24 protein-coding genes and 1 riboswitch are annotated in these 25,524 nt (G+C 56.0%); of the genes, 18 read left to right on the forward strand and 6 right to left on the reverse strand.

Annotation, left to right across the window (positions count from 1 at the left end; genetic code table 11):
* Nucleotides 1-9: 9 nt before the first annotated feature.
* A complete protein-coding gene (locus tag L972_RS08915; RefSeq protein WP_047437634.1) occupies nt 10-1,647 on the forward strand; it encodes a peptide ABC transporter substrate-binding protein in 1,638 nt (545 codons plus the stop codon).
* A gap of 10 nt (nt 1,648-1,657) precedes the next feature.
* Nucleotides 1,658-2,200 carry a phosphodiesterase gene (yfcE, locus tag L972_RS08920; RefSeq protein WP_047437636.1) on the forward strand — a complete coding sequence of 181 codons (543 nt, stop codon included), beginning with the start codon at nt 1,658-1,660 and terminating at the stop codon, nt 2,198-2,200.
* Between the two features lie 36 nt (nt 2,201-2,236).
* On the opposite strand, the gene L972_RS08925 is transcribed toward yfcE, so the two are convergent.
* The 3 genes from L972_RS08925 to flgA form a co-directional block, all read right to left on the reverse strand.
* Nucleotides 2,237-2,653, reverse strand: coding sequence for a flagella synthesis protein FlgN (locus L972_RS08925; RefSeq protein WP_040066163.1), 417 nt, complete (start codon nt 2,651-2,653; stop codon nt 2,237-2,239).
* Nucleotides 2,650-2,970 carry a flagellar biosynthesis anti-sigma factor FlgM gene (flgM, locus tag L972_RS08930; protein ID WP_005334177.1) on the reverse strand — a complete coding sequence of 107 codons (321 nt, stop codon included), beginning with the start codon at nt 2,968-2,970 and terminating at the stop codon, nt 2,650-2,652. The genes L972_RS08925 and flgM overlap by 4 nt, the downstream gene beginning before the upstream one ends.
* Nucleotides 2,971-3,061: 91 nt before the next feature.
* Nucleotides 3,062-3,745 carry a flagellar basal body P-ring formation chaperone FlgA gene (gene flgA, locus L972_RS08935; protein ID WP_081990713.1) on the reverse strand — a complete coding sequence of 228 codons (684 nt, stop codon included), beginning with the start codon at nt 3,743-3,745 and terminating at the stop codon, nt 3,062-3,064.
* Nucleotides 3,746-3,889: 144 nt separating this feature from the next.
* On the opposite strand from flgA, the gene L972_RS08940 reads away from it, so the two are divergent.
* From L972_RS08940 to mgtE, 14 genes are all read left to right on the forward strand, one after another.
* Nucleotides 3,890-4,801, forward strand: coding sequence for a chemotaxis protein CheV (locus L972_RS08940; RefSeq protein ID WP_005334174.1), 912 nt, complete (start codon nt 3,890-3,892; stop codon nt 4,799-4,801).
* A gap of 17 nt (nt 4,802-4,818) precedes the next feature.
* Nucleotides 4,819-5,643, forward strand: a complete 825-nt coding sequence (locus L972_RS08945) for a CheR family methyltransferase (protein WP_005350656.1) — start codon at nt 4,819-4,821, stop codon at nt 5,641-5,643.
* A gap of 296 nt (nt 5,644-5,939) precedes the next feature.
* Complete coding sequence (gene flgB, locus L972_RS08950; protein WP_005334169.1) at nt 5,940-6,338, forward strand: flagellar basal body rod protein FlgB; 399 nt, start codon at nt 5,940-5,942, stop codon at nt 6,336-6,338.
* Nucleotides 6,338-6,757, forward strand: a complete 420-nt coding sequence (flgC, locus tag L972_RS08955; RefSeq protein WP_005350658.1) for a flagellar basal body rod protein FlgC — start codon at nt 6,338-6,340, stop codon at nt 6,755-6,757. Before flgB ends, flgC begins: the two co-directional genes overlap by 1 nt.
* Nucleotides 6,758-6,772: 15 nt before the next feature.
* On the forward strand, nt 6,773-7,513 hold the full coding sequence (locus L972_RS08960; protein ID WP_047437638.1) for a flagellar hook assembly protein FlgD: 741 nt from the start codon (nt 6,773-6,775) through the stop codon (nt 7,511-7,513).
* A 10-nt stretch (nt 7,514-7,523) separates the two neighbouring features.
* The gene (flgE, locus tag L972_RS08965; RefSeq protein ID WP_047437641.1) at nt 7,524-8,909 is read left to right on the forward strand and encodes a flagellar hook protein FlgE; all 1,386 of its coding nucleotides are present in this window, start codon (nt 7,524-7,526) and stop codon (nt 8,907-8,909) included.
* Between the two features lie 141 nt (nt 8,910-9,050).
* Nucleotides 9,051-9,797, forward strand: a complete 747-nt coding sequence (flgF, locus tag L972_RS08970) for a flagellar basal-body rod protein FlgF (RefSeq protein WP_005334159.1) — start codon at nt 9,051-9,053, stop codon at nt 9,795-9,797.
* Between the two features lie 14 nt (nt 9,798-9,811).
* Entirely contained in the window at nt 9,812-10,600 is a 789-nt protein-coding gene (gene flgG, locus L972_RS08975) for a flagellar basal-body rod protein FlgG (RefSeq protein WP_005334158.1), read from the forward strand.
* Between the two features lie 14 nt (nt 10,601-10,614).
* Nucleotides 10,615-11,286 carry a flagellar basal body L-ring protein FlgH gene (gene flgH, locus L972_RS08980; RefSeq protein WP_005350662.1) on the forward strand — a complete coding sequence of 224 codons (672 nt, stop codon included), beginning with the start codon at nt 10,615-10,617 and terminating at the stop codon, nt 11,284-11,286.
* An 8-nt stretch (nt 11,287-11,294) separates the two neighbouring features.
* Entirely contained in the window at nt 11,295-12,392 is a 1,098-nt protein-coding gene (locus tag L972_RS08985; RefSeq protein WP_005350664.1) for a flagellar basal body P-ring protein FlgI, read from the forward strand.
* 43 nt (nt 12,393-12,435) lie between these two features.
* Nucleotides 12,436-13,509 (forward strand): flagellar assembly peptidoglycan hydrolase FlgJ, encoded by a 1,074-nt coding sequence (gene flgJ / locus L972_RS08990; RefSeq protein WP_047437645.1) that lies wholly within the window; start codon nt 12,436-12,438, stop codon nt 13,507-13,509.
* Between the two features lie 3 nt (nt 13,510-13,512).
* The gene (gene flgK, locus L972_RS08995; protein WP_047437647.1) at nt 13,513-15,516 is read left to right on the forward strand and encodes a flagellar hook-associated protein FlgK; all 2,004 of its coding nucleotides are present in this window, start codon (nt 13,513-13,515) and stop codon (nt 15,514-15,516) included.
* 4 nt (nt 15,517-15,520) lie between these two features.
* On the forward strand, nt 15,521-16,729 hold the full coding sequence (flgL, locus tag L972_RS09000; protein WP_047437649.1) for a flagellar hook-associated protein FlgL: 1,209 nt from the start codon (nt 15,521-15,523) through the stop codon (nt 16,727-16,729).
* A 182-nt stretch (nt 16,730-16,911) separates the two neighbouring features.
* Nucleotides 16,912-17,081, forward strand: a riboswitch (M-box (ykoK) riboswitch).
* A gap of 122 nt (nt 17,082-17,203) precedes the next feature.
* Nucleotides 17,204-18,547, forward strand: coding sequence for a magnesium transporter (mgtE, locus tag L972_RS09005; RefSeq protein ID WP_047437651.1), 1,344 nt, complete (start codon nt 17,204-17,206; stop codon nt 18,545-18,547).
* Between the two features lie 60 nt (nt 18,548-18,607).
* Here the strand turns inward: mgtE and ppx are convergent, their stop codons facing one another.
* From ppx to L972_RS09020, 3 genes are all read right to left on the reverse strand, one after another.
* Nucleotides 18,608-20,098 carry an exopolyphosphatase gene (gene ppx, locus L972_RS09010; RefSeq protein ID WP_047437653.1) on the reverse strand — a complete coding sequence of 497 codons (1,491 nt, stop codon included), beginning with the start codon at nt 20,096-20,098 and terminating at the stop codon, nt 18,608-18,610.
* Entirely contained in the window at nt 20,088-22,157 is a 2,070-nt protein-coding gene (ppk1, locus tag L972_RS09015; RefSeq protein WP_005350671.1) for a polyphosphate kinase 1, read from the reverse strand. The genes ppx and ppk1 overlap by 11 nt, the downstream gene beginning before the upstream one ends.
* Nucleotides 22,158-22,231: 74 nt before the next feature.
* A complete protein-coding gene (locus L972_RS09020) occupies nt 22,232-22,747 on the reverse strand; it encodes a glycine cleavage system protein R (RefSeq protein ID WP_047437655.1) in 516 nt (171 codons plus the stop codon).
* Between the two features lie 196 nt (nt 22,748-22,943).
* Between L972_RS09020 and L972_RS09025 the strand changes: the two genes are divergently transcribed.
* On the forward strand, nt 22,944-23,822 hold the full coding sequence (locus tag L972_RS09025) for a DUF2726 domain-containing protein (RefSeq protein ID WP_047437658.1): 879 nt from the start codon (nt 22,944-22,946) through the stop codon (nt 23,820-23,822).
* A gap of 268 nt (nt 23,823-24,090) precedes the next feature.
* A complete protein-coding gene (locus tag L972_RS09030; RefSeq protein ID WP_031227792.1) occupies nt 24,091-25,512 on the forward strand; it encodes a sigma-54 dependent transcriptional regulator in 1,422 nt (473 codons plus the stop codon).
* The last annotated feature ends 12 nt before the right edge of the window (nt 25,513-25,524 follow it).

Consider the following 25,524-nt stretch of genomic DNA (forward strand, 5'->3'; position numbering starts at 1 on the left):
GGTTTTGTCATGAGGTATGGTTTCTTCCCCAAGCTGGCGCAACGCTGGCTCTCCCCGCTATTGCTTGCCGTGCTGGCAGGGCCCCTGGCCCATGCCACCACCGTTGAGCAGCAGCCTCTGCTTGCCGATCGGCAAACCCTGGTCAAGGGCAACGGTGCCGAGCCGGAGTCGCTGGATCCGGCCCTGGTGCGCTCCGGTTTCCCGGGGGAGGCCGTGCTGGTCGATCTGTTTGAAGGGCTGGTCAGCGAAGATGGTCAGGGGCATATCGTCCCTGCTCAGGCCCAGCGCTGGGAGGTGAGTGAAGATGGGCTGGAGTGGCGATTCTTCCTGCGCCCCCAACTGAAGTGGTCCAATGGCGAGCCGCTGGTGGCCGCTGATTTTGTCTATGCCTGGCGCCGTCTGCTCGATCCGGCCATCAACTCTCCTTCTGCCGGATTGCTGCTGGCCACGGGGATCAACAATGCGCAATCCATCTATGCCGGCGCACTGGAGCTCGGCAATCTGGGCATTGAAGCGCAAAGCGATCAGATCCTGAAAATCACCCTGGAGCGGCCGGCGCCCTATTTTCTGCAGCTCATCAGTCAGCGCCCCTTTGTGCCAGTCAATCAGAAGGCGATAGCCAAATTTGGCAAACAGTGGACCGAGCCCGGCAAGCTGGTGAGCAATGGCGCTTATCGGCTGGCAAGCTGGACGCCGAACGAGCGGATAGAAGCCGAGCGCAATATCCACTACTGGGATGACCTTCACACCCGTATCGGACGGGTCACCTATCTGCCTATCACTTCGCAACATGCCGAACGGCTGCGCTATGAGGCTGGTGAAATACAGCTCACCAACAAGGTCTCCCTAGGCTATTACCAGAAGATGAAGCGCGAATCTCCGGAGCGGCTGTGGGGGTTGCCGCTGTTTGGCACCTATCTCTATGCGTTCAATCTGAAGCGCCCCGAACTGCAGGATGTGCGGGTGCGTCAGGCGCTCTCCATGGCGGTTGATCGACAGCAGCTCATTGGATCGGTGAGCGGGCAGGATGAACAGGCGGCATGGTCGCTGTTGCCGGAGATGCCGGGTTACCCCCGGGTGATATTGCCTGTGGCGCTTGAGGATATGCCAACCCGCCAGGCCAAAGCGGCAGCGCTGCTGTCAGCGGCCGGGTATAACAGTGCCAATCCACTCAAGCTGAGCATTACCTACAACAGCGCCGAAACCCACAAGCAGATGGCGATGGCCATTGCCGCCATGTGGCAGAAGCTGGGGGTGCAGGTCACCCTCAACAGTCTGGAGTGGGGCGCCTATCAGGTGGCCAAGGATAGCGGTGATTTTCAGGTGGCCAGAAGCTTCCTGTTTGGCGATTACGTGGAGCCGTCAGCCATGCTGGGCAGCTTCCGTTGTCAGGATCTGCGCAACGAGAGCGGCTACTGCAATCCCGACTTTGATCTGCTGCTGGAGCAGGCAGCCAATACGCTGGACAGCGCGAGCCGTGTTGAACTCTACCGGCATGCCGAACAGTTGCTGCTTGAGGAGGCGCCGATCCTCCCCGTGTATCATTACAATCAGATGAGACTGGTCGATCCCGCGCTGCGAGGGCTGCCCAGCCAGAATTTGAAAGGGACGATTGCCACCAAGGATCTCTATTTCAGCCCGCAGTGAGGAGCATTTCATGAAACTTGCCATCATTTCCGACATCCACGGTAGCATCATTGCGCTGGAGCGGGTGCTGACCCAACTTGAGCACTGGCAGCCGGACCACTATCTGCTGCTCGGCGATCTGCTCAACCATGGCCCGCGCAATCCTCTGCCGGAAGGGTATAACCCGGCCGCGGTGGCCGATCGGCTCAACGAGCTGGCGCCACAGATCATCGCGGTGCGGGGCAATTGCGATTCCGAAGTGGATCAGATGCTGTTGCGCTTTCCCATCACAGCCCCCTACAACCAGTTGCTGATCGACGAGCGGCGCTGGTTTGTCAGCCACGGCCATCTTTATCGCCCGGACGAGGTTCAGCTACCGCCGGGTAGTCTGTTCCTGAGCGGTCACACCCATGTGCCGGTGCTGGAGTGGCAGGGGGAGCGGGTATTGATGAACCCGGGGTCGATCTGTTTCCCGCGCGGCGAGTTGCCTGCCAGTTACGGGAGCTATGAGGACGGGGTACTGCGCGTCAATGCGTGTGAGGACGGGCGAGAGTTGTTGCGACTGGTGCTTTAAAACGGAGTGCAAAAATGCAAGGCCTGATAAGAGATGTCAGGCCTTGATACCGTAAGAGCGGGTGCCAGAGCGAGTGTTACCCTTGGCGTCATAGGTCAGGCTGTTGCGATCGCGCAGCTGACTCAGAAAGGTTGCCAGACGACGGTTGGAGACGATGCTCAATTCAAGCAAGCGACCGTTGATATCATTTTGTGCCTGGCAGGCATCCAGTTTTGCACGAAGCTGCGCCATCTCGTCGGGATAGGCTGCCAGCTGCAGTGCCAGTTCCGGCATCTCTGCCAGTGTCTTGTCCAGAGTTTCTATCGCAGCAAGCAACTGCTGTTTGCGCTCGGTCAGTGCGGGCAGGGCCAGTGCCTGATGCTGTTCGAGCAAGCTAAACTCCTCTTCCAGAATGCCTTGCATCTGGCTGAGGTAATCATCTTGGGTGTGCAGTAACGAAGGTAAATCCATCATCCCAGAACTTTGTCCAGATTGGCCTCGAAACTGAACATCTTCTTGGCCACAGCGTCGCTGTTAACCTGATATTCGCCACTCGCGACGGCTTTTTTCAGCCGTTCGACCTTGCTCTCATTGCCGGTCGAGGCGGTATTGAGGTTTTGTTGCATCTTTTGCAATTGTTGCGCCTCACTGGTCAAGGAGACGGAGTCCAGCTTGACAGTAGCCGCTTTGTTTTCGGGCGATGAGGTGACTGACTTGCTGCCTGTCCCCTGGCTATTAGCGGTATTTTGCAACCGATTATTCGCCAAGTTGTTGATATTGTTGATGGCCATTTTAGTTACCTTCGTCTGCTTTAAGGTTTGCTTACCTGTTTATCGGTGCGGCAGATCAAAACTTTAGAAAAAAGTTGTCAAGGATCCGGATTTAAAAAGTGACCGATACGGCACCTACCGCACTGACTTTACCCTCAACGGTTTTGCCGGAGCGAATATTGACGAGTTTGATGATCTCTCCGAAGCTGCCATCTTGCAAGGCTCGGGCCATGGTTTTGATCTGGAAGTTGCTGTTTTCTGCCGTCAGGGTGACCTGATCCCCTTTGCACACGACACAAACCTGGCTCAAACGGATGGGTTGCCCCGGTTTTAGCTCCCTCTTGCTGCGTACTCCGATAAGAGGTGCCGTGTCAGTCAGGTAGTCGCCGCGGATCAGGGTCTGATCCTGATAGGCCAACACCAGCTGGCTTTCACTCAGCAGGTCCCCCTTGGCGATGGGGTTGGTCACAGTGACATAGGGTTTTTGAATACTGACTCGTACTGGGAGATAGACGTCCCAGGGTTTGTCTTCCTCACATTTAAGGTAAACTGTTGTATTACGGCGAATTTCCATTTTTGCTGGTAAGCTGATAGTGAGCAGGTCTTCGCAGCGGGTCAGTGGGAGCCGTTCATCCAGCGTGGCAGAGGTGACCTCAGCTCTGGCATCCAACGGAATATCCAGCTGGCTGTAAACGAACTCTTGTGCCTTTTCTTGCAGATAAGTAGTGACGTCCGAGGCGTAGCTGGAAGATATGCTGCCAAAAAAGAGGCTGATGAGTAAAAGTCGGTTAATCATTTTCGCTCGTTGGTCGATAAGTTGTTCACGCATATCACCATATTTAACTATGATTGCTTCAGAATCTGTTCGTTGTCACATCGATAGTCTGACGCAATCCATCACGCATGCATGATTAATGCCAAGCGTTTTTAGGGAGTGTTTATGGCCAGTATCCTGGACTCGGTCAACCAACGTACCCAGCTAGTGGGGCAAAACCGGCTGGAGTTGTTGTTGTTTCGTCTCAATGGACGTCAAAGATTTGGCATCAACGTATTCAAAGTGCGTGAAGTGTTGCAGTGTCCCCCCTTGACCGTGATGCCAAAATTGAACTCCTGCATTCGCGGGGTGGCTCATATTCGTGGCCAGACTATCTCGGTCATCGACCTCAGCATGGCGGTTGGCAAACGCCCGATAGATGATCTGAGCAAATGCTTCATTATCATCTCCGAGTACAACCGCTCTATTCAGGGTTTTCTGGTGCATTCGGTCGAGCGAATCATCAATATGAACTGGGAATCCATCCTCCCTCCGCCCAAAGGTGCGGGTCGCATCAACTACATGACAGCAGTGACTGAAGTCGATGGCGAGTTGGTCGAAATCCTTGATGTTGAGCGGATATTGAATGAAATTTCGCCGGTTGCAACGGATGTTAGCGAGGAGTTGGTTCAGGCCAGTGTCGACCACCCTACTCTGGGGCGTCCTGTTCTTGTTGCGGATGACTCCTCAGTGGCACGCAAACAGGTACAACGTGCGCTTGAGGCTATCGGTGTCGAGTGTGTGTTGGCAAAAGATGGCCGCGAAGCATTGAATATGCTGCTGGAAATGACCAAAAATGGTCCTATCAAGGATCAGGTTGCGCTGGTTATTTCGGATATCGAAATGCCGGAAATGGATGGCTATACCTTCACTGCCGAGATCCGGAATAATCCCAATCTCAAGGATTTGCATGTTATTCTGCATACCTCGCTCAGTGGAGTATTCAACCAGGCAATGGTGCAGAAAGTTGGTGCCAACAATTTTATCGCCAAGTTCCAGCCTGATGAATTGGCCAAGGCCGTACAAAACGCACTCTAATAAAGAAGAACAGCTGCATGAAGACACTTTCGGACGACTTATACAAACAGTTCAGCAACTTTCTGGCGGTACAGAGCGGAATTGTGCTGGGGGATAACAAGCAGTATCTGGTGAAGAGCCGTCTTTCACCTTTGATGGCTCAGTTTGGCATCGAGAGTCTGTCTGATCTGGTTACCCGTGCAATGAGTGTGCGAGAGCGTGACCTGAAAATGGCCGTGGTGGATGCCATGACGACCAACGAGACCCTCTGGTTTCGTGATACCTATCCGTTTCAGCTTCTTACCGACAAGATTTTCCCCGAGTTGGGGAAAAGTGGCCGCCCCATCAAGATCTGGTCAGCCGCATCCTCGTCAGGTCAGGAGCCCTATTCCATTGCCATGACGGCACTGGAGCAGCAGATGAAAAAGCCGGGTACCTTGCCTGGTGGCGTGCAGATTGTCGGGACGGATATTTCGACGACCATGCTCAATCAGTGTAAGGAAGGCGTTTACGATAGCCTTGCTCTGGCACGCGGTTTGTCACCGGAGCGCAAGAAGATGTTTTTTGAGCCTTACGGTGACAACAAGATGCGGGTTGCCGAGCGAGTCAGAAAATTGACCACCTTCCGGCCACTCAACTTGTTGGAGAGTTATAGTCTGCTCGGCAAGTTTGACATTATCTTTTGCCGTAACGTGCTTATCTATTTTGCGCCGGAAGTGAAGTCGAAGATCCTCAACCAGTTTGCAGCCAGTCTCAATCCCGGTGGATATCTGATGCTGGGTGCGTCGGAGTCACTGGCCGGGTTGACCGATCGGTTTGAGATGATCCGCTGCAATCCGGGGATTGTCTACAAGGTCAAATAGGCCTGATGGCCATGATATTCGAGGTTTTACCGGATATAACCAGTTCATGTAAAGAGGGAAGCAGCGAGCTTCCCTCTTTCTTTATCTACAGCTCAGTCTTTCTATTTACCTACCATATCTCGCCATCGCAAAAGTGGTTGAAGCCTTAAGGTGGCCAAATGATGCCGTCTGACTCAATGCGCGAGATGCTCCTGCCGTTTTCGGTCTGAAATGTGCTCATACCCAAACCATCGAACTGAGAGATTTGCTTATGGCACACCTCTTGCAAACAAAATATACCAAGCAGGAGGTGTGCTATGGCTCTTTCATTTGACAAGGCATTCGGTGTGCATCAACACACCATAAGCGTTCGCGCCAAGCGTGCAGAGGTGCTTTCCAGCAATATTGCCAACGCAGATACCCCTGGCTTTAAAGCCAGGGATATCAATTTTGCTCAGGCATTGCAGGAGGCCCAGTCGCATCAGGGTTTTGGTTTGGCAACGACCAGCGAAAAGCACTTTGCCTTGAATATGGACGCTCCGGGTACCGTGCAATATCGCAACCCGCTGCAACCGGATACCGGTGACGGCAATACAGTCGATGTGCAGCAGGAGCGCAGCGAATTTCTGCGCAATAGCCTCGAGTATCAAACCTCCCTTGAATTTATGAATAGCAAGATCAGTGGCCTGCTCAAGGCCCTGAAAGGAGAGCAGTGATGAGTTTGTTCAAGGTCTTTGACATAGCAGGCTCGGCTATGAGCGCACAGTCAGTGCGCCTCAACACGGTTGCCAGCAACATGGCCAATGCGGACAGCGTCAGCTCCAGTGTGGAAAATACTTACCACGCCAGGCGGCCAGTCTTTGCCGCCCAGCTCGATCAGGCGATGTCTGACAAGCAGGGCTCGGTCGGGGTTGAGGTGAAGGGGATTGTCGAGAGCAAGGCGCCACTGCTCAAGGAGTACAACCCCAACCACCCGATGGCGGATAAAGACGGTTTTATCTTCAAGCCAAACGTCAACATGGTTGAAGAGATGGCCGACATGATCAACGCCTCGCGCAGCTACCAGACCAACGTACAGGTTGCAGATTCGGCCAAGAAGATGCTGCAGCAGACGCTCCAGCTTGGCAAGTCCTGATAGGAGGGATGCAGCATGGTCGATACAACCAATAATGTGAACGGCATCAGCCGTACCACGACCCAGACGACAGGCACCACTACAACGCCGAAGAAAGAGCTGGATCAAGCTTCTTTTCTGAAGCTGCTGACCATGCAGCTGTCGTATCAGGATCCTTTCAAGCCTGTTGATAACGCCCAGATGCTCTCCCAGATGACATCCATGTCGACTTCTGAGGGGATCAACAGCTTGTCCACCCAGATGGGCAATCTCAATACTCTGATGACATCTAGTCAGGCGCTGCAAGCCTCTGCACTGGTCGGACAAAATGTGCTGCTCCCTAGCAATATCGGTTATTTGGAGAAAGAGGGGTCTATATCCGGGGTTGTGGCTGTCGGTGTCGAGAACAAGTATTCGAATGTGAAAATCACGGTGGAAGATGAAAAGGGTCAGGTGATAAAGGAGCTTCCTCTGGAAGGTGATTTACGCGGCAATGTTGAATTTGCTTGGGATGGTAAAGACAAGAGTGGCAATCCGGCCAAGCCTGGAAAATACGTGATTAAAGCTAACGGCACCATGGATGGAAAGTCGGAGAGCATCTCGGCCCTGACCTATGGCAAGGTTGATAGTGTGGTCCTGGGGAACGGAACCAACCCGACTCAACTTAATCTGAGAGGTCTAGGCACTACAACGCTTAATAGTATCCTGCAAATTTCAGGATCTAATCAGAACAAACCAACAACTCAGTCAAAAACCACGTCGACAGCATCGATCTAAGGAGCTGGATATGTCATTTAACAATGCCTTGAGCGGTGTCAACGCGGCACAAAAAGACTTGAACGTCACCGCCAACAACATTGCCAACGTTAATACCATGGGCTTTAAAGAGTCCCGAGCAGAGTTTGCGGATGTTTACGCCAACTCCATCTTTGTCAATGCCAAGACCCAGGTCGGTAATGGTGTGGCGACTGGCGCGGTTGCCCAGCAGTTCCATCAGGGGGCGCTGCAATTTACCAATAACGCACTCGACTTGGCGATTCAGGGGAATGGATTCTTTGTGACCTCCGATGGCCTGACCAACCTGGATCGCACCTATACTCGTGCCGGCGCCTTCAAGCTCAATGAAAACAGTTATATGGTCAACAATCAGGGGCATTACCTGCAAGGTTATGAAATTAACGCCGATGGCACCCCGAAGGCGGTCAGCATCAATGCTACCAAGCCGATCCAGATACCGGATCGGGCGGGTGAGCCAATCAAGACCAGCAAGATTGAGGCAAGCTTCAATTTGCCGTCCAAGGCGACCCCGTTATCGGCGGGCACAATGCCGGATCCTCTTGCTGTACCTCCAATAGTTGGTAGCCTGTCGAGCTTTGATCCAAAGGACTCGAAAACGTACTCGTCCTCCACCTCTGTTGTCGTGTATGACTCTTTAGGTGAGCCTCATACCATCACTAAATATTTCGTTAAAGAAGCTAGCGATGCCGACCCGACCAAACCGGCAGATCCTACAGCATGGCGTATGTATTTATATGAGGGTGAAAAGCCTATTGATATAGCTATGGGGGTTCAGACTCAGATGGCTACAGGTGTGCCCCAGGCACCTTTGGCTGCGCGTTTTACCTTTGGTGCCGATGGTAAAATGATTACCCCAACCACCCCTGCAACAATCCAAACGGAGCAATTGGGTGCCGCTGGTGCGGGTATTATCACTAATGGTGCTGATCCCACTCAGACTTTTGAGATTTCACTGGGCACAATAACCCAATATGCCTCACCATTTGAAGTCAATAAGTTGTCGCAAGATGGCTCCACTGTCGGCCGTTTGACCAAGGTCGAGATCACTCCGGATGGCATTGTGTCCGCGACTTACAGTAACGCCACCACCATCAAGGTGGCCATGGTCGCCATGGCAAAGTTTGCCAACTCGCAAGGATTGACTCAGGTTGGCGATACCTCCTGGCGTCAGTCCCTGCTCTCTGGCGATGCCTTGCCTGGGACGCCGAACTCGGGCACTTTCGGGACCATCAAATCATCGGCGCTGGAGCAGTCCAACGTGGATTTGACCTCGGAGCTGGTTGACTTGATCACTGCCCAGCGTAACTTCCAGGCCAACTCCCGTTCTCTGGAGGTCAACAGTTCGCTGCAGCAGACCATCCTGCAGATCCGTTAATCTCGCAATAAATGATAATGAGAGGGGGCTTGGCCCCCTCTCTGTTTCTGTCGCATTCCCATCCTTATCCCCCCATATTTCTGCTATTGGCACTCTAATTGCATTTCTCCTGTCAGAGTCATCTGTTTGACGGAGAATTCCATGGATCACCTGCTTTATATTGCCATGTCCGGGGCCAAAGAGACTATGAACAGCCTGGCTGTTCGCGGAAACAACCTCGCCAATGCCAATACCACCGGTTTCAAGTCCGATTTCGAGCAGGCCAGAAGTATGCAGGCGTTCGGAGAGGGCTTGCCAAGCCGGGTGTTTGCCATGGCTGAGCGCCCGGGTCAGAACCTGCAGCATGGCATGCTGATGACCACCGGACGGGATCTGGACGTGGCGGTGGATGGTCCCGGCTGGATTGCCGTGCAGGATCCCAAGGGGGGGGAGGCCTATACCCGCATGGGGAATTTGCAGGTCAATGCGACCGGCAACTTGCAGACCTCGACGGGCCTGAATGTAGTGGATGACGGTGGTCAGCCAATCGTGTTGCCGATGCCGATGGAGAAACTCGAGATCAATCGGGATGGCACCATCAGCGGTAGACCGGAAGGGGCTGCCGCCAACTTGCCGGAAGATTTTCAGCGGATCAAGCTGGTCAACCCGGCCGCCGATGCGGTGGAGAAGGGGCAAGATGGTCTGTTTCGCCGCAAAGATGGCCAGAATGAACCCGCCTCTGCCAATGTCGGCCTGATTGCCGGCTCCCTTGAGGGGAGCAACGTCAATGTGGTGGATGAGATGACCAACCTGATCCGGCTGCAACGCCAGTTCGAAACCCAGGTCAAAATCATGAAGACGGCCGAAGAGAATGATGAAGCTCAAACCCAACTGCTGCGAATCAGCTAATCAAGGAGTTACCTATGAATCCCGCACTCTGGATCAGCAAGACCGGGTTGGATGCACAGCAGACCAATATTTCGGTCACCTCGAACAACCTGGCGAACGCCAGCACCGTGGGCTTTAAAAAGTCACGGGCCATCTTTGAAGATCTGCTGTATCAAAACATCAACCAGCCCGGTGGCCGCTCTTCTGCCGATACCGAGCTCCCCTCCGGCCTGATGCTGGGGGCGGGTGCCAAGGTGGTGGCGACCCAGAAAAACCACAGTCAGGGTAACGTACAAACCACTGACAACTCGCTCGATTTGATGATCAGTGGTCGTGGCTACTTTGAAATTCAGCTGCCAGATGGCAGTGCTGCCTATACCCGTAATGGTCAGTTCACCCTCAACGATGAAGGGACCATAGTGACCCCGGGTAATGGCTACCCGCTGCAACCGGAAATCCAGATCCCGGAAAACGCCCAGAGCGTTACGGTGGGTGAAGATGGCCAGGTCTCGGTGCAGCTCAAGGGCGATGGCGCTTCTCAGGTCGTCGGTCAGATCAACATCTCCGACTTCGTTAATGCCAGCGGCTTGCAGCCGATGGGGGAGAACATGTTCGTCGAGACCCAATCCAGCGGCGCTGCTGCGCAGGGGACTGCCGGTGCCGATGGCTTGGGGGTGATCAAGCAGGGGATGCTGGAGACTTCCAACGTCAACGTGACCGAAGAGCTGGTGAACCTCATTCAGGCTCAGCGGGTTTACGAGATGAACTCCAAGGTGCTCTCTGCCGTTGACGGCATGATGTCCTTCCTGATCCAGCGTACCTAATTAGGAGGTGCATGATGAAAGCCGTATGGATGCTGGGATTGTTGGTGCTGGGAGGGTGTAGCAGCACTCCCAATACGCCCAAGCCTGATGATCCCGAGTTTTCCCCCGTCTACGGGGAGTCGGAGCCGGTGTCGGTGCGACCGACAGGGGCAATTTTCCAGCCGGATCAGGTCAATGGCATCTATTCGGATATCAAGGCACACAAGGTAGGCGACATCATTACCATCGAGTTGTCGGAGTCGACCTCCGCCTCGAAAAAGGCCAATACCCAGAGTGGCAAGAATAACAAGTTCAATCTGGACCCGGTCAAGTTGGGTGGCGTGCCCGTGACCGCCAGCCCCTATGATCTCTCAGCCTCCATTGCTCAAGACAGCGCGTTCAAAGGCCAGGCCAAGGCGGACCAGAGCAACAGTCTGCAGGGCAATATTTCGGTCAGCGTGGCCAAGGTACTGCCCAACGGCAATCTGGTGGTGCGCGGCGAGAAGTGGATCATGCTCAACAATGGCAATGAGTATATCCGGATCACCGGCCTTATTCGCCCGGAGGATGTGACGTCTGATAACAGCGTTTCGTCCCAGAAAGTGGCCAATGCCCGCATTTACTACGGTGGTACCGGCGATCTGGCCAATAGCCAGGAGCAAGGGTGGCTTACCAGCTTTTTCAATGGTCCCTGGTGGCCGCTCTAGGAGATGTTATGAAGTCACTCCGTCTTGTCACACTGCTCTGCTGTCTGCTGCCCTTGGGCGTGGCCAATGCGGCCCGGATCAAGGACATCAGCTCGGTTGAAGGGGTGCGTAACAACCAGCTGATTGGTTACGGTCTGGTGGTGGGGTTGCCCGGCACTGGCGAGAAGAACAACGCCTTCACCGAGCAGACCTTCCGCACCATGCTCAACAACTTTGGCATCAAGGTGCCGGATAACATCAAGCCCAAGATCAAGGATGTGGCACCGGTGGCGATCCATGCCGACCTGCCCCCCTTCTCCAAGCCGGGCCAGACCATCGACGTAACGGTGTCGGCCATTGGCGAGGCCAAGAGCCTGCGGGGCGGTACCCTATTGCAAAGCTTCCTGAAAGGGCTCGATGGGCGGGTCTATGCGGTCGCGCAGGGCAGTCTGGTGGTCGGTGGTCTGGGGGCCGAGGGGGCTGATGGTTCCAAGGTAGTGATCAATACCCCGACCGTCGGGCGGATTGCCAACGGTGCGACCGTGGAGCGGGAGGTGCCCAACTCCTTCAGTCAGGGGGATACCATCACTTTCAACCTTAACCGACCCGACTTTACCACTGCGCGCCGTCTGGCCGATGTAGTCAACGATCTGGTGGGGCCCAATACCGCTCAGGCGCTCGATGCCACCTCGGTCAAGGTCTATGCCCCGCGGGATCCGGGTCAGCGCGTCTCCTATCTCGCCACCATCGAGAATCTGGAGGTGGATCCGGCCAACGAGGCGGCCAAGATCATCGTTAACTCCCGCACCGGCACCATAGTGATCGGCAGTCAGGTCAAGCTCAAACCGGCGGCCATCAGCCATGGCGGGTTGACGGTGACCATTGCCGAAAACCAGCAGGTCTCCCAGCCCAACCCGCTGGCAGGAGGAGAGACGACGGTGACCAACAACTCGACCATCAATGTCCAGCAGGAGCCGGGGCGGATGTTCAAGTTTGATACCGGTGCGACCCTGGACGATCTGGTCCGGGCGGTCAATCAGGTCGGGGTCGCCCCCGGTGATTTGATGGCCATCCTTGAGGCACTGCAGCAGGCAGGCGCCATCGAGGGGCAACTGGTCATATTGTAACAAGCGGCAAGTGGTTGCCACGGGTGGCAATGAGGTAAGCAAAATGGCGGAGTTTGACAGCAACAGCGGCATGAATCTCGGGATGGTACAGGACATCAAGAACCTGGATCGTCTGCGCCAGATGAGCCAAAGCAAAGAGGGGCAGGCCGAAGCGCTCAAGAGTGCGTCACGCCAGTTCGAGTCAATCTTTACCCAGATGCTGTTTCAGAGCATGCGTCAGGCCAACGGGGTGTTGACTCAGGACAACCCGATGAACAGCAGCTATACCCAGTTCTATGAAGGGATGCTGGATGAGCAGCGAGTCGCCGACATGTCCAGCAAGGGGGGGCTGGGATTGGCTGACATGGTGGCCAAGCAGCTCTCTCCCGATACCTTTACCCATCAGGATGGACGGGTGCTCAAGATGCCGCAGCGCACCGAACGGACCTACAAACCCTATCAGCCACCCACGGCAGCTGCAGATGATTTGATCGCGGCATCAAAAGTTGGCAAAGATTTTGCTGAAAGAGAGATGACCGAGGAGGTCAAGGAGAGCCACGCACTCACTATGCCCCGTCGTCCTCACCGTAGCATTCCGCCCATGGGGCGCATGGCCAGCGAAGAGGGCAGTGCCACCGGTAGTGGGGGCAAAGAGTTCGATACGCCGGAAGAGTTCGTTAATCGCCTGATGCCGCTGGCCAAGAAAGCGGCCGACAAGCTGGGGTTAAGCCCGGCGGTACTGGTCGCCCAGGCGGCACTGGAGAGCGGTTGGGGCAAGCGGGTGATCAAGGATGGCGAGGGGCTGGTGACCCATAACCTGTTTGGCATCAAGGCCGATCCGCGCTGGGAAGGGCCAAAGGCGGTGGTCAGCACGCTCGAGTATGAGCAAGGCGTTGCCTCCCGCCAGAAAGCGGCATTTCGCTCCTATGAGTCGTTTGAAGAGAGCTTCAACGACTATGTGGACTTCCTCACTTCCGGCTCTCGCTACAAGGGCGCCCTGGCGAAGGTGGATAGTCCTGATCGCTACTTTGAGGCGCTGCAACAGGCGGGTTATGCCACCGACCCGCACTACGCCAGAAAATTGAAACAGGTATTGCGCAGTGATGCCATTGCCCAATACAACGAGATGGAGCTGTAACGTATGGCAAGCGACCTGCTTGGGATTGGTTCATCGGGCGTGCTGGCACAGCAACGCCTGCTGCAGACCACCAGTAACAACATAGTGAACGTCAATAGCCAGGGCTATGTGCGTGAGCGTACGCTGGTGTATACCAATACCATCGGTCTGGGGACCGGTGACATCAAGACCCAGCGGGTAATCAACGACTATATGCAGGGGGAGGTGCGCCGTGATACCTCCGCCTATCATGCCTCCCTGACCCATTATGAACAGCTGGCTGGCGTTGACAGCTTGCTTGGGGATACCAGCAACAGCGTGGGGGCAGCCATCACCTCCTACTTCAAGTCATTTCACTCTGCCAATGAATCGCCTGCCGAGATCGGTGGGCGCAAGGTGGTGATGACGGAGTTGAGTGGCATGGTCAACCGTTTTCATACCCTCTCGGCGCAGCTCGACAAGCAGAGCGATACCCTCAACACCCGTATTGAAGATGAAACCAAGCAGGTCAACAGCCTGCTCACCAGCATCAATGATCTTAATCAGGCCATCATCCGCACCCAGGGGTCACCCGAAGAGAACCTGATGCTGTTTGATCAGCGGGATGAGGCGATCCGCCAGCTGTCGGAGAAGATGGATATTCGCACCGTAGCCCAACCCAACGGCAGCATGCTGGTCAATATGAGCACCGGCCATTCGCTGATCCTCGATGGGGGCGTCGCCCAGTTCAAGGTGATTGCAGGAGATCCTGACTCCCGAGATCAGGAGCTGCAACTGACTCTGGGGGATAATCAGGCTACCATCGACCACGATACGTTTGGTGGCGCCATGGGGGGGCTGTTCAAGGCGCGTACCGACCTTGAGCCTACCAAGCGAGAACTGGGGCAGCTGGCCGTGGCGATGGCCGATGCGATGAACCAGCAGAACCGCCTCGGGATGGATCTGGATAACGAGATTGGCGGCGATATCTTCACCCTGCCTACCAGCAAGGGCTTACCCTACGGCAATAACACGGGGACGGTCGGGGCGAATGTCAGCTTCGTGCCGGGCAAGGGGACATCAGTGACCCCGTTTGATTACGAAGTGCAATTTAGCAGTGCCACCGGTTATGAGGTGTTTTCGCTGGACAAGTCTGGCAATCGTACCTTGATCACTGCGGGGGCTACCCCACCAACAACCTTTGAGCTGACCGGGCACGGGATCTCGATCGATCTCACCGGCACGCCAGCTGCGGGTGACAGACTGTTGCTGCAACCGACCAAAAGTGCGGCCGCTGGTCTGGGTCAGTTGATCACCCGACCGGAAGATTTGGCCCTGGCCTCTCCGCTTAAAGCAGAAAAGACCACCAATAATGGCGGCGGGGCAGATATCAAACTGGGTGGCGTATTTAATACAGGTGCGGGGTCAGGTTTTGGTACCAATAGTCTGAGCCCGACAGCGCCTCAGGTGGTCAAAATCGATGCTAGTGGTAACTATCAGGTGTTTCAAGCCGATGGTACTACTCTGATAGGTACGGCCCCTGCGAGCAGCAAGGGGCAGAATTTGATGGCTGCTTTGCAACTGCCACCCCCCACTGGTGGACCAGCTTATCCAAACCCGAAACAGGCGCCCGGCTACGAGTTCAGCATCACCGGAACGGTGGATGCCGGTGACAGCTTCAAGCTCAGTTACAACAGCAATGGCTTTGCCGATAACAGCAATGGACTGGTTCTGGCCGAGCTGCAAAACAAGGATCTGGTGCGCAAGAGCACCAATGGTGGGACGACCAACGACAAGATGACCTTCAATCAGGCCTATTCCGGGTTGGTGATGGAAGTGGGCAACAATACCAGTCAGGCAAAAACGCTGCTCAAGGCCAATGAGTCCAAGCTTATCCAGAGCACTGGCATCTTTGAAAGCGTGTCTGGGGTCAATCTGGAGGAGGAGGCGGCCAATCTGATCCGCTTCCAGCAATCCTATGCGGCATCGGCGCAAATCGTCAGCACGGCCAAAACTATTTTCGATACACTGCTCTCTTCCGTGAGGTAACGTCATGCGCATCACCACCAACATGATCTACGACCGGAATATCTATTCCCTCAACAGTGCCAACGAGCGGTTGAATACTGCCTACCAACAGCTGCAAACCGGTAATAAATTTCAGACTGCCGGCGAAGATCCCGCGGGGATGAGCCAGAAGATGGCACTGACCAAGGAGATCGACCTGTTCAAGCAGTACAGTGTCAATGGCAGCTTGCTGGAAAACAGCCTGGGACATGAGGAGACGGTATTAACGTCGATTAACAATGCGATGCTTAGTGCCCAGACTCTGATCCAGAAGTCAAATAATGGCGCTATCAGCATGGATGATCGCAAGGCCATAGCCAGCGAGCTGGAAGGGTTGCAGCAGCAAATGTTTGATCTGATGAATAGCAAAAACTCCTCGGGTGAATTTATATTTGGCGGCAATCAGAGCAAGACCCAGCCATATATCAAAGACGCCAACGGAAAATATATTTATCAGGGGGACCCTGGTCAGCGAAATATTCAGGTCTCACCCACAGTACAAATTGCTGCCAATGATTCCGGGCAGGATCTGTTTGAAATCGTGGCGACCAGAAGAACTGCCAGTGCAACCACCGCAAATATCAAGGTCGGAGTCGGTGATCAGGGCAACTTTGATAATTTCTATAAGTCCAATTATAACTCGGCACTGCCCAGCAACACCTATACCGTATCAACCACCATAGGCCCGCCTGATACCTATGATATCAAGGATGCCGGTGGTACTACCCTGCAAACGGGTAACTACACTGCTGGCACCAAGATCCCCTTCAATGGTCTGGAGTTGACCCTTGATTTGCCTGCAGGTGGTGCGGCTCAGCAGTTTGACCTTAATCCACCAAAAAATGACAACGTGCTGAACGGGATGTCGGATTTTATTACCGCTTTGCGTGATCCCGCTATTACCGCTGACAACTTTGCGCTGGAAGTAGCCGATGCTACCGTCCATATGAAGAATGCTCGCCTGAATATCGATCATGGATTGGGGGAGTTGGGTGGCAGGATGAATAGTCTCGAGGCAGTCATGGATTCTAACGAGGGGTTGAGTACCCTCAACGCCGAGGCGAGAGCCAAGGTATCGGAAGCGGACCTCTATGAAGTGATTTCCGCGCTGTCAAAAGAGGATGCGGCATTGAGTGCCTCGCAACTCTCGTTCAGCAAAATAAGCCGTCTGACACTGTTTGACTATATTCGCTAATAAATAAGGGGCCCTTTGGATCCTTTTCTTTTGTCCAGACTATGAAAATTGGTTTCGTGTCATCTCCTGCCAATTGTAACAAGCTGTTGCCGTTGCCAATTTAATGGTGGTTGCGGGGTTGACCTCCCAGCGGGATTGGATAATCATGCCGCCCGCACAACAGAGGGTTGTGCGAATTATTTGCAGCATCTCGTTAGGCGAGGCTCCTGTATAAACACAGGCCACTGATCTCACGACGTCCAGAGACGCCCAAGATCAGGACAGTTTTCATCGGATTAAGGTGTAAACCCAAGTGGCTTCCGGCATGCCGGATACGTTATACAGTGCTAAAGCTGGTACGTGGGGATGATGACACGCCGAACGGCGTCATTTCCTGCCTATTACTCGTCAATCAAATTGCTGTTTTCTTGTCGTTGCATCCGGCTATTTCCGGAGGCATTCAGGTTCGCCTGAAATCACATGAGGATATCTGTGATGAAGAAAACACATACCATTCTTAACCGTCACCAACTGCTCGATCTGGCCGCCCTGCAGGGTTGGCTGGAACATAATCTGGATCCGGTTCAGCGCGCCGATCAACTGCTGACCCTGCGTCCGGAAGAGCTCAACTGCATCTTTGATACCCTGCCAATCCCGCAAGGGGCCGAACTGCTTGGTTCACTCTCGGCCGAGAGTGCCGGGCGCCTGTTGCAGCGACTCCATGGCAGCATCGTCAGCGTGTTGCAGGAGGCTATTCCCCGCCGTGAGATGGTCGCCATCCTGCGCAAACTGAGTCGTCAGTATCGCACCATGTTGCTGGCTCGCTTCCCGACCCAGGCGCAGGCCATGTATTACTCCCTGCTGGATTGGCCCACCGAGTCGGTGGGGGCCAACATGCGCCACGAATATCTGGTTGTGCGGGAGGAGGACACGGTCGGTCACGCCAAACAGCTGATCCACGATGCTTGGGACAATGCCCAGCTGTTTCGCCATATCTATGTGGTCAACGGGGATGGTCGTCTGCAAGGGAGCCTCTCCCTCAAGACCTTGCTGATCGCCGACCCGCTGGCCAGTGTCGCGACCCTGATGGATCGGGAGACTGTGCGGATCAACGCCCGAGCCGATCAGGAGCTGGCAGCGCGCCTGCTGATCGACCGCGACCTGTCGGTATTGCCGGTCGAGGATCAGGGGCGACTGGTCGGTATTTTCCACGTCGATGATGCTGCGGATATTCTGGAGCTCGAATCCACCGAGGATGCCGAGATGCAGGGGGGCTCCTCGCCACTCGATACTCCCTATCTGCAGGCGACCCCCTGGCAGCTGTGGCGCAAACGGGTGGGCTGGCTGCTTATCCTGTTCGTGGCGGAAGCCTACACCGGCACCGTGCTGCGGGCATTCGAGGAGCAGCTGGAAGCGGCTATCGCGCTGGCCTTCTTCATTCCGCTCCTGATCGGTACTGGTGGTAACAGCGGCACCCAGATCACCACCACCATAGTACGAGCCATGGCGGTCGGGGAGGTGAGTCTGCGCAATCTCGGCACAGTGCTGAAAAAGGAGCTCTCCACCGGTCTGCTCATCTCGGGTGCCATTGCCATGGCGGCCTGGGTACGGGCATGGAGTCTCGGCGTCGGTCCCCAGATTGGCATGGTGGTGACCTTTACCATCATCGCCATCGTGCTCTGGAGTGCCACGGTCGCGTCCATTATTCCCATGGTGCTGCGTCGTTTCCGCATCGATCCGGCGGTGGTCTCTGCGCCATTCATCGCGACACTGGTGGATGGCACCGGCCTTATCATCTACTTCGAGATGGCCAAGTGGTTGTTGCCCGAGTTGCAGTAACCGGGAGATTGAGATGCAAAAGGCAGCCATTGGGCTGCCTTTTGCATTTATCGCTCCGGTTTAGCCGAGCTGGAACAACAGTGGCCAGCCCTGCTCCTGGCAATAACGATGCTCTTTCTCCAGATTCTGCATCAGGAGACGGTTCTCCTCGCACCAGTCGATCGGCAGGGTCACGACCAGCTGATCCCCTTGTACCGCGACTTTCCACTCGGGCAGCAGGTTGTCCTGGCGCTTGTGGTGAGCGGCGACAGCGAGGCGCAGGATGCGGATGCAGCGCAGCACCGTCTGCATGTCGTGGTTGGGCAGGGGAGGCAGCTCGGAGAGCTTGAGCCCCTTGCGCTGAAAGCGTACCAGCGCAGCCAGCAGGGCCTGATCGTCCTGGTTGAAGCCAGGCAGGTCGGTGTGTTGCAGGATATAGGCAGAGTGGCGGTGAATGCCGCTGTAGTTGATGGCAAGGCCAATTTCGTGCAGCCGCGCCGCCCAGCCGAGGATGGCGCGATAGGGCTCTATCTCCATCTGCCAGGGCTCTTGCAAGGCATCGAACAGCGTCAGCACGCTCTGCTCCACTCGGGCGGCTTGTTTGCGGTCCATCCGGTAGTGGGTACCGAGCGCTTGTGCCGTCCGTTCGCGAATATCGTGGTGTTGCAAGCGCTCCTCGAATTCATAAAGCAACCCTTCACGCAGCGCACCATCGGAGTAGTCGAGCCGCTCGATGGGCAGCGAGGTAAACAGCCCGAGCATGATGGCGACCGCAGCGGCAAACACCTCCTGACGCTCCTCGGTCAGCCCTGTCAGCTTGAGGTTATCGACTCGCTTGCGCTCAATCATCAGCGCCTTGAGCCGCTCCAGCCCATCCAGCGTAATACTGCCATCGGTCAGCCCCTCACCTTGCAGCACATCGCGCACGGTGCGGATCGAACCTGAGCTGCCAAGGCAGCTCTGCCAGCCCAGCTTGCGGTACTGGTTGACGATGGGGGCGAGCTGGTGCTGCGCCTCCAGCACGGCATTGGTGAAGTGCTTGTCGCTCAGCTTGCCGCTGGCAAAGAAGCTCTGGGTAAAGCTGACGCAGCCCATCTTGCGACTGGTAAGGGCCTTGTGTTCAAACCCTTCACCGATGATGAGTTCGGTGCTGCCGCCGCCGATATCGATCACCAGTACTTGGCCCTCGATATGCTGGGTATGGGCGACCCCTTGATAGATGAGCCGTGCTTCTTCCTGCCCGCTGATGATCTCGATGGGGTGGTTGAGCACTTTGGCAGCTTCACTCACAAATTCGTGGGCGTTGCTGGCACGGCGCAGGGTATAGGTACCTGCGATGCGGATCTGGTCCGGTTTGATATTGGTGAGGCGCTCGGCAAAGAGTGACAGACAGGCGAGGCCGCGTTCCATCGCCTCCGGGCTCATCCGCTTTTGCTCATCCATCCCTTCCGCCAGCCGCACCCGCTCTTTGATGCGATCAACGATGCGAAAACGCCCTTCGCTCAGATGGGCGATCACCATATGAAAACTGTTGGAGCCGAGATCCACGGCGGCATAGAGACTATTGTCCATTGTTTGACTCGATACGTTTGAGATAGTCGTAAATCGCCACCTGAGAGCGGATCTTGCGGCGGTTGCCCCGCTTCACATATTCGTTCTGCTGGTCGGCATCAATGACCCGCGCTTTGCAGGTATCACTCAGTTGTAGTTCGAGAATGTCCATGATGCGCTGCTTGAGGCGCTCGTCATAAATGGGGGTGCCCACCTCGATCCGGCCGTCGATATTGCGGCTCATCCAGTCGGCGCTGGAGATATAGAGCTGGGGATTGCCCTTGTTGTGGAACACCATCACCCGCGGGTGCTCGAGGAAGCGGTCGATGATGCTGATCACCTTGATGTTGTCACTGAGACCTGGCACACCCGGACGCAGGGCGCACATGCCACGGATGATCATCTGGATCGGCACCCCGGCCTGACCAGCGGCATAGAGGCGGTTGATGAGATCCTTGTCCACCAGATTGTTGATCTTGAGGATGATACCGCTCGGCTGGCCCGCCTTGGCGTTGGAGAGCTCGTTGTCGATGAGGCGATAGAGCTGACGGCGGCTGTTGATGGGGGAGACCAGCAGGTGGTTGAATTTGTATCGCTTATAGGGGTACTCGATGTATTCAAACACCCCTTCCACTTCGGCGGTGATATCCGGATTGCGAGTGAGCAGCGAGAAGTCGGTGTAGATCTTGGCGGTCTTCTCGTTGAAGTTGCCGGTGCCGATATGGGCGTAGCGCACCGCCTCGCCATTTTCGTGGCGGGTGATGAGGCAGAGCTTGGAGTGGATCTTGAGGCTCGGCACCCCGAACACCACCTTGACCCCGGCATCGGTGAGAATATTGGCCCAGTCGATGTTGGCCGCTTCGTCGAAACGGGCGCGCAGCTCGACCACCACGGTCACCTTCTTACCGTTGTTGGCGGCATCGATGAGGGAGTGGATGATCCGCGACTTCTTGGCGACCCGGTAGATATTGATGCGAATGGCGCTCACCGCCGGATCGAACGCCGCCTGGCGCACCAGCTCGGTGAAATGGTGGAACTTGTGATACGGGTAGTAGAGCAGGATATCCTGCTTGGTAATCGCATCGAAGGCGTTGACGAAGCCGTCAAAATCGCGGCAATCGAGGGCCGGCAGCTTGGGGTTTTCCAGATAGTCACGGCCTACGTTGGGGAAGCCGATGAAATCCTTGAAGTTGTGATAGCGCCCGCCCGGCATGATGGCGTCGTAGGAGCTTATCTGCAGCTTGAGCTTGAGGAAACTTATCATGGCGGCGGGCATCTCCCGCTCGTAGACGAAGCGCACCGGCATGGCGGTGAGGCGCTGCTTCAAGCCATCACTCATCTTGTCCACCAGGCTCAAGTCCAGCTGGTCGGAGAGATCGTATTCGGCATCCCGGGTCAGCTTCACCGCATAGGCGGCAATCTCGTCGTAGTCGAAGAAGCCTTTGAAAATCTCGTCGAGGCAGAAGCGGATGACGTTATCCAGAATGATGATCTGCTTCTTGCGGCGGGTCCCTTCCGGCGGCAACTGGAAGAAGCGGGGCAGGTCGTCGGTCGGCACTTCCACCAGGGCGTACTGGATCACCTGACCGTTCTTCTTCATCTCGATGGCCAGATAGGTGTACTCATCCTTGAGGAATTTGACCGGATTGACCTCTTTGTTGAGCAGGATCGGGATGATGTGACGCAGCACCTTCTCCTTGAAGAAGACCCGCAGCCACTTCTGAATGGCATCGGAGAGCTGATTCTCGTTGACCAGGAAGATGTTGTGGCGAGCGAGCGCAATCAACAGCTCCTTGTAGGTGTTGTCGAACGCTTCACCGAGCGCCATCACTTTTTGCTGGATGGCGCGCAGCAGCACTTTCGCTTCATCGTCGCCACCATGTACTTCATTGATGAGGATGCGACGCTTGACGTCCGATACCCGTACCTTGAAGAACTCATCCTGGTTGGAGGAGAAGATCCCCAGAAAACGAACCCGCTCGATGAGGGGCACCGTCTTGTCCATTGCCTCTTGCAACACCCGTTCATTGAATGAGAGCCAGCTCAGCTCTTTCTCTTCATACTGCTTGTCGGTGCTCATCTTGTGCCTCTGTTTCAGGTCGCGTCTGCGCGGCAGTTATGGCGTTAATATATGACAAATAAATGACAGTATTGTTACTGCTCGCTGAACGCTTCGTCGATGTCGACCACCAGATCGTCGGAGAGGGATTCCAGCGCGGTGATAAGCGTATCCATCGCGAGCCCGTCGGGCAGGGCAACCAGCGCATGGGCATAGAAGAGCGGCGCGCCGGAGTGGGGAGCCGGTTCACAGCCGGTGGTGAGATCGGCCACGTTGATCTCGAGCTGGCGCAGGATGCTGGCTACTTCATGGACGATGCCGGGGCGGTCGTTGCCGGTCACCGTCATCATGACTTGATGGGCTGGCTCGGCGGTCGGTGTCCCTTCGGCAAAGCTTATGGTCAGACCCGGTAGCAGGGCCAGTGCTTCGCACAGGCTGCGATAGTGCTCATCGGGGACAGAGACATGGAGGATACCGGCAAACTGGCCCGCCAGTTCGCTCATGGCGCTGCCCAGCCAGTTGCCCTGCTCGCGGCTGATGACAGCTGCCAGACTTTCGACGATCCCGGGTTTGTCTGCACCGATCACGGTGACCACCAATTGCTTTTGCATCCTGCTCTCCTTGAAATGGGATTTTGTGCTCTATCCCTATTGTGCCTGCTGGGGCTGGTCATATGAACCCCCGCCTGCTGACAAATAGATAAAAAGACGGGACTTTTCACTTTCCATACACAGGTCTGCTGCCTTGCTCCGTGGCGGCTGTGGTAAAGTGATTCCCCTTTCGTGTCGTGAACTGGATCGTGCTCTCATGAATACCCTTGTCCTATCGGGATTATTGTTGCTGGCGCTGCTTGTGCTGGCGATCTTCTGGAGCAGAGGCAGACAGCAAAAGCGCCTGCCCTATGATGTGCAGGAGACCCTTTTCAGTCCCGCCGAGCGATCCTTCCTCGGGGTGCTGGATCTGGCGGTGGGTGACAAGGCCCGGGTCTTTGCCAAGGTGCGGGTGGCCGATGTGCTGACGCCGCAGGCCGGGATCGGCAAAAGCAAATGGCAGCAGTACTTCAACAAGATCAGCGCCAAGCATTTTGACTATCTGCTTTGCCACCCCGCGGATCTCTCCTTTATCTGCGCCATCGAACTCGATGACAGCTCCCACCGTCACCAGAAGCGCAAGGCGCGGGATCTCTTTCTGAAAACCGCCTGCGACAGCGCCGGACTGCCGTTGCTGCAGATCCCGGCAAGTGCCAGCTATCTGGTGGAAGAGCTGCGCGAACAGATCCTGCCGCTGCTGGTCAAAACCAGCGAACCGGTGATCGACGATCTGCCGCACGGGGCGCGCCGCGAGCCGACGTTCAACCCTTTGTTGCTGGACGGCGTGGATGTCGGTGCCGGGATGCGTGGCCGCACTGCCCATGCCGAGGCTGTCTCGCCTGCGTCGCTCCACGAGCCCACCATCCAGCCCAAGGGGGTGATGGAGGCGCCACAGAGTGAGGGTGAGCTGATCGATAGCTTGTTCGCCGATGTGGAAGATGATGAAGAGCACGAGGTACACCACTGCCCTCGTTGTGATGCGCCGCTGGTGGAGCGGGAGGCGAAAAAAGGCCCCCACGCCGGTCGACTCTTTCTGGCTTGCAGCCGTTTCCCCGAGTGTCGTTACGCGGCGCCGCACCACCATAATCGCCACTGAATGCGCTTCACCGTGTCCCATGCTGCCCTCTGACGAGGGCGGTTTTCTTTCCGCTTTTGGCGGCGTTTGTCAACGGCGCCAATGCAGAAAATTCCTCGGCAAAATTTATCTAATCTCCCGTTTCTGTCGATACACTTAGCCTGAATACGACAATTTTTGACAATGCGTCGGAATTTTGGCACTTTGTGTGCCAGCAAAAAGACAGTCGGTAGCTGTTTTATCATTAAATAAAACAATAAGTTAGTTCAGGACATCGCGAGGAATGGATATGGTGGAGATGGGCGTGTTGATTGTTGATGCCGATGCGCAGCGGCGCCAACAGTTGGGAACCGTGCTCTCGTTTATGGGGATCCCGTGGCAGGAGGTGGCACAAAGCGATCTGGATGTGGCCATCGAATCCTCCGGCCCGCTGCAAGGGGTGCTGGTGGGGGAGCTGACCGACCGTCCCTTGTCAGAGCTGCTGGCCGCCTTCCCCCGTACCCCCTTCCTCTCGCTGGTTGAGGCAGATCTGCCCAACAGCAACTTTATCGGGGTCGCGCTCTCGCCTTTTACCTATGAATCCCTCACCCGTCATCTGCACTTCTGTCAGGCCTTTGTATCCTTGCATCCCCGTCAGCAGACCCATGACAAGGGGCAGGCCCTGCTGCGTTTGCTGGTGGGCAAAGGGAAGGGGATCCAGGAGGTACGCCGCCTTATCAGCCAGGTGGCCGAGACCGATGCCAACGTGCTGATCCTCGGCGAGTCCGGCACCGGTAAAGAGGTGGTGGCGCGCGCTATCCACGAACTCTCTTCCCGCAGCAGTGGCCCCTTCGTGCCCATCAACTGCGGCGCTATTCCCGCCGAGCTGCTGGAGAGCGAACTGTTTGGCCACGAGAAGGGGGCGTTTACCGGTGCCATCGCGGCTCGTCGCGGTCGCTTCGAGCTGGCGCAGGGGGGCACCCTGTTCCTCGACGAGATCGGCGATATGCCGATGCCGATGCAGGTCAAACTGCTGCGGGTGTTGCAGGAGCGGTTGTTCGACCGGGTCGGTGGCGGCAAGCCCATTCAGGCCGATGTGCGCATCATAGCGGCTACCCACCGGGATCTGGAGGCGATGATCCGCACCCAGGGTTTTCGTGAAGATCTCTACTACCGCCTCAACGTCTTCCCCATTGAGACGCCGCCGCTGCGGGATCGCATCGACGACATCCCGCTGCTGCTGCAGGAGCTGCTCAACCGCCATGCCGAGCAGCACCACGGTTTTATTCGGCTGACTCAGCGGGCGCTGGAGTCGTTGATGCAGTACCCCTGGCCCGGCAACGTGCGCGAGCTCTCTAACCTGCTGGAGCGACTGCTGATCCTCTACCCGCACCAGATCGTCGATGTGGCCGATCTGCCGAGCCGTTATCGCCTGCTGCCGAGCGAGCCGCGGGATGAGCGGCTGACCGAGATGGATGAACGGGATGCGCTGGCGGCGGTGTTCCAGGATCCGCCCGAGCTGGATCACGCCCTCGCCTCGGCCCGCACCATGCAGCTGCCGGAGGAGGGGGTCAACCTCAAAGAGATGCTGGCCGACCTTGAAGTGGAGCTGATCCGTCAGGCGCTGGAGTCTCAGGACGGGGTGGTGGCCCGCGCTGCCGATCTGCTCGGCATGCGCCGTACCACCCTGGTAGAGAAGATGAAAAAGTACGGGATGAGCAAGGACGTCTGAGGGTCAAAGCCT

Origin of the sequence: Aeromonas sp. ZOR0001 (assembly GCF_000801015.1) — a bacterium.
GTDB lineage: Bacteria > Pseudomonadota > Gammaproteobacteria > Enterobacterales > Aeromonadaceae > Aeromonas > Aeromonas veronii.